This window comes from Geminicoccus flavidas, assembly GCF_009806515.1.
Lineage (GTDB): Bacteria > Pseudomonadota > Alphaproteobacteria > Geminicoccales > Geminicoccaceae > Geminicoccus > Geminicoccus flavidus.
Genome location: NZ_WUJP01000555.1, coordinates 1 through 4,866 on the forward strand (window position 1 = coordinate 1; position 4,866 = coordinate 4,866).

General features: G+C 73.0%; 4 protein-coding genes and 1 pseudogene. All 5 read right to left on the reverse strand.

The genetic code is table 11. The features are described from left to right. Nucleotides 1-369 (reverse strand): aldehyde dehydrogenase family protein (locus EQG76_RS15915; protein WP_200840849.1); only part of this gene is annotated, 369 nt, incomplete at its 3' end. Next, nucleotides 362-1,321, reverse strand: a complete 960-nt coding sequence (gene ispH, locus EQG76_RS15920) for a 4-hydroxy-3-methylbut-2-enyl diphosphate reductase (protein ID WP_159715194.1) — start codon at nucleotides 1,319-1,321, stop codon at nucleotides 362-364. The genes ispH and EQG76_RS15915, both read right to left, overlap by 8 nt. Beyond that, a complete protein-coding gene (locus EQG76_RS15925) occupies nucleotides 1,318-2,586 on the reverse strand; it encodes a hydroxysqualene dehydroxylase (RefSeq protein WP_159715196.1) in 1,269 nt (422 codons plus the stop codon). Before EQG76_RS15925 ends, ispH begins: the two co-directional genes overlap by 4 nt. Further along, nucleotides 2,583-4,229, reverse strand: a complete 1,647-nt coding sequence (locus EQG76_RS15930) for a squalene/phytoene synthase family protein (RefSeq protein ID WP_159715198.1) — start codon at nucleotides 4,227-4,229, stop codon at nucleotides 2,583-2,585. Before EQG76_RS15930 ends, EQG76_RS15925 begins: the two co-directional genes overlap by 4 nt. Continuing rightward, nucleotides 4,226-4,866: pseudogene (locus EQG76_RS15935) on the reverse strand (glycosyl transferase); the annotation flags it as partial. The pseudogene EQG76_RS15935 and the gene EQG76_RS15930, both read right to left, overlap by 4 nt.

Below are 4,866 nucleotides of genomic sequence, written 5' to 3' on the forward strand. Positions count from 1 at the left end.
GGCCAACAGCAGCGGGTAGTTCCAGGGCGCCATGATCCCGACCACGCCCAAAGGCTGCGGGACGATCCAGGCGCGGGCCGGCCAGAACGGCAGCCCTACCGGTACGCGTCGCGGTCGCGCCCAGCCGGCCAGGTGGCGCCGCGCATGGCGCAGCGCGGAGACGGCGCCCAGCACCTCGCCGAACAGGGTCTCCTCGGGTGCCCGCCCGCCGAAATCGGCGTCGGCCGCACGCACGGCTGCGTCCTTGACCTGGAGCAGACCGGCGGCGAGTTCGCCCAGCAGTTCCCGGCGCCGGGGCACGTCCAGCGGCCCATCGGCCGCCAGGGCGGCACGCAACTCGGCCAGGGCGGCCGCCACACTGTCACGCATGGGCCAGCGCATCGAGCTCGACATAGCTCACCGGATGAAGCCGGGGCGAGCGCTCGGGCAGGCCCAGTTCGCGCACCGTGACCTCGTACTGCGAAGCGATTCGCCCGATGGTTTCCTGCACGATCGATTCCGGCACCGATGCGCCCGAGGTGAGACCCACCGTCCGCACGCCTTCCAGGAACGGCATGGAAAGCTCGGCGGCGGTGCCGATCAGCACGGCCGGGCGGCCGGCCGCCTCGGCCAGCTCGCGCAGGCGGTTGCTGTTGGAGCTGCTCCGGTCGCCGCAGACGATCACCCGCTGCACGCTCTGGCAAAGCCCTGTCACCGCATTCTGCCGGTTCTGGGTGGCATAGCAGATCGTGCGGGTGTCCGGCCCGATGATTTCCGGGAAGCGCCGCCGGAGCACGTCGATGATCCGGCGCGCTTCGTCCACCGCCAGTGTAGTCTGGACGACGAAAGCGAGCCTGACGGGATCGGCCGGGGCCAGGGCCTCCGCCTCCTGGACGGTTTCCACCACGACCGCAGGCCCTCGGCAGCGCCCGACGATGCCGGTGACCTCCACATGGCCGCGATGCCCGATCACCACGAGCAGCCGCCCGGCCCTGGTCTGCCGCTCCGCCTCGTGATGCACCCGGCGCACCAGCGGGCAAGTGGCATCGACTACGCGCAGCCCGCGCGCGCGTGCTTCGCCTTCCACCGCGGCGGCAACGCCATGGGCGCTGAACACGACCGTGCCGCCGTTCGGTACCGTCGCCAGTTCCTCGACGAAGTGCGCGCCGCGCCCCTCCAGCCCCTGCACCACCCGCTGATTGTGCACGATGGCATGGCGCACATGGACCGGCGCCTCGGGGCTCAGCTCCAGGGCGCGCTCGACCGCATGGATCGCCCGCTCCACGCCTGCGCAGAAGCCGCGGGTGGCCGCGAGCACGATCTCGATCCTGGGCTTGCTCATGCCGTGGCGTCCGCCATGCGTGTTCCTGCTCGTTCGGTTGCGGGCCGGCCCAGCCTCTGGACGGCTTGGCCTGCCGCGACCACCGCCGCCTCGATCGTGGCCGGCAGGCCGGTAGTCCAGTCGCCGGCAAGGGCGAGGTTGCGCAGCGGTGTCCGGCCCGGCCGCCTAGCCCGTGCCTGGGCGTCGTCCTGAAACGGGGTGGCGAAGCGCTCCTTCACCACGCAGGCGTTCTCCGGCCCGCCGCCCGGCAGGCCGATGCCGAGCCTAGCCGTGGTCGCAGTCACCTCCGGCCACACCCGTGCCGCCAGCGTTTCGCCCGGAAGCTCGAGCGCTTCGAACCCGGCTGAGATGGTGACGCTGGCCATGCCCGGGCGCACCAGCAGCCATTGGCCAATGCCGCCCGTGATTCCGGCAAAGCGTATCGGATCCTCGCCGTTGTGGGGAAAGTGCAGGTTGACGATCGGCGCGAACCGCGTGGGCACGGGCAGGCCCGGCAGGACGCTCGCGGCCGCAGCCGGCGGCAGGGCCAGCACCACGCGGTCGCCCGCCTCGAGCTGCACCGTGCCGCCGCCAAAGCGCAGCGCCACTGCCTGTCCGTCCGCCTGCTCGATCGCCCGTAGCCGCCGGCCAAGGCGGATCTCGCCACCCTTCATGACCGCGTCCGCCAGGGGCTGGACCAGGTCCGGTCCCAGGCCGGTGCGCGCCACCAGGAGCCGGGTGCCGCCCGGCATCGCCATGCGCCGCAGCACCCTGGCGAGCAGGGTTGCCGAGGCGGCAGCACCCGTCGTGTTCAGCACCGCCACCGCCATCAGGTCGAGCATCCGGGCCAAGCCTGGCGCGTCGCCGGCGGCGGCTGCGACCGACCGGCGGCCCGGAAGTACAGCGATCCGGGCAAGGCGCAGCAGGTCGCGCGGTGCCAGGCCCATCGGCCGCGATCCCGGGCGCAGCCACGACCAGGGCGACAGGCCCACCCGGTCGAGCCGACCGCTCTCCAGGTCGAGCACCGGCAGCCCGTCCGGCTCGGGCTCGACCCAGCGCCCTGCGGCGCCCACGGCGTCGAGCAGGCGGAGGGTCGCCCGGTTGGCGCTCAGGAGCACATGGGTACCGTTGTCGTGGGAGATGTCGCCCCGCCGCACCGTCCGACAGCGCCCGCCCGGCTGTGGTGCCGCCTCGTGCACGACCGGCCGCCAGCCGGCGCGCATGGCCAGGACGGCAGCGGCGAGGCCGCTGATCCCGCCGCCCACCACGTGCAGCTGCCCGCTCATGCCGGCACCTGGGCTGCCAGCCAGGCGAGCCTGGCCTTCTCGGCCATGCCCAGGCAGGGCCGTGGTGCATGCGGCTGCCAGCCGGCCCGGCGCATCCGCTCCAGGAGCGGCCGGTAGCTCCACATCATCAAGAGTGCCGGGCGCAGCACCTGCCGGTCGTGGCCCTCGAGCAGCCGGTCGGCCTGCCCAAATGCCTGAGCGGCCTCCGCCGCCAGCTCCGCCCAGACCTGACCAAAGCCCGGCGCCGCGATGACCGCCTGGGCCTCGTGTTCGGCCACGCCCAGCCGCTCCAGCCGAGTCCTCGGCAGGTAGACCCGGTCGTGCGCCGCGTCCTCGCGCACGTCGCGCAGGATGTTGACCAGTTGCAGGGCGCGGGCCAGTGCCAGGGCGAACGGATCGGCCGAGGGGGCGCCGAAGATCCTGACCGACAGGATGCCCACCGAGCCCGCTACCGCGCGCCAGTAGAAGGCCAGCTCTTCCTCCGTGCCGATCCGCAGCCGGTCCACGGCATCGATCGACAGCCCATCCAGCAGAAGGCGCAGCTCGCCCTCCGGCAGGTCGAATCGGCGCACGGCCAGCGCCAGCTCGCGGCCGACCGGGGTGGCTGGCGTGCTGCGCAGCCGGTCGAGCTCGTGGCGCCAGCCATCCAGGAAGCGCTGCCGCTCGGCCGCCGGTGCGGCGCCGTCGGCCAAGTCGTCTGCCAGCCGGCAGAACGCATAAACCGCGTGCATCGCCCGGCGCCGCTCGCCCTTGAGCATACGGATGCCGAAGCGGAAAGAGCTTCCCGAGCGGCGCACGATGCCGGCGGTGACCTGGACATCGCTGCGGTTGGCGGCCAGTGCCGCCGGCAGGATCCGGCAGAGCCGGTCGGTCCGGGTCAGGCGCACCCGGCCAGAGGCCGGATCGACCAGGCGCAGCCGGCGGAGCAGGGCGTGGCCGGCCGCGAGCGTCAGCAGCGCCTGTACCCGCAGCCGCCGACTCTGCAGGCGGGACGGCAGGCAGGCGGCCAGGTCCAGCAAAGCCTCCACCTGGTCTAGGGCGGCATCCAGCACCGCACGGCGCGGCGGATGCGGCCGCCCGTCGAAGAAGCGTTCCTCGCCGCCGGCGGCTGCCAGCCATGGCAGCGGCAGGTAGACCCGCCCGAGCAGACGGCGGTCGTCCGCCAGGTCCTGGAGGTGGTTCAGGATCTGCAGGGCGGTGCACAGCGCATCGGCGGGCGGGTCGGCCGCCGTGTCTTCCCCGTGCAGACGCAGGAGGAAGCGGCCGACCGGCACTGCCGACAGCCGACAATAGGCCAACAGCTCGTCCCAGTCCCGGTAGCGGTGCTGGCGGACGTCCTGGACGAAGGCCTGGAGCAGCTCGCGGGCCTCGGCCGGCCCGGTGCCATGGCGGCGCCCGACATCGTGCAGGGCGGCGGCCAGCGGGTCGACGGTCCGCGGGTCGGCCAGCCGCTCCTGGAGCTCCGCCAGACGTTTCAGCCTGACCTCCGCCGGCAGATCCGGTGCGTCAGCGATGTCGTCGGCCTGACGCACGAAGCGGTAGAAGCTCAGCACCGCGCGGCGCAGCGACGGTGCCAGTGCCAGCGAGGCCACCGGAAATTCCTCGCTCCCGGCGGTCTTGGCCGGCGGCAAGACGATGCTCATGGTGCCGCCCCGCCCGGATAGCTGCGCCCCTTCCAGCCGACCTGGCGGCCGGTGCCGCCCCGGATCAGCGCGTCCCACTGGATCGCCAGCGCCACGAGCACGGTGAGCGGGTGCAGCGGCACGCTCGCCAGCGGCTCGCGCACCCGCAGCGTGATGGCGAGCCGCGTGCCCAGCGACAGGAACAATGCCAGCAGTGCGAGACCCATCGAGGCCCATCCCGACAGGGCGAGCGCCAAGAGCAGCCAGGGCAGCACATGGCCGCCCAGCAGCAGGAGCGTCCAGACCGGCAATGCCGCCGGGGTCGCCATGCCTTCCCGGGCGTTCTTGACGAAGCCCTCCCAGGCAGAACGCAGGCCGTCATACATCCGGCAGGTCGCGAGCGAGGCGCCGTCGATCAGGTCGGTGGCAATGCCGCGGCGGCGCAGGTGCCGGGCGAGCTGCAGCCCGTCATGGCGGCTCCAGCGCACGGCGGCATGGCCGCCGGCCTGGTGGTAGGCGCTGCGCTCGAACAAGAGGAGCTGGCCGCAGGCAGCCGCCAGCGAGGGATCGGTCGGCTGGCGCCGCATCATCGGCACCGGCAGGTACCCGTGGATCAGCAGGTTGATCATGGGCACGGTCAACAGTTCACCCAGCGTGG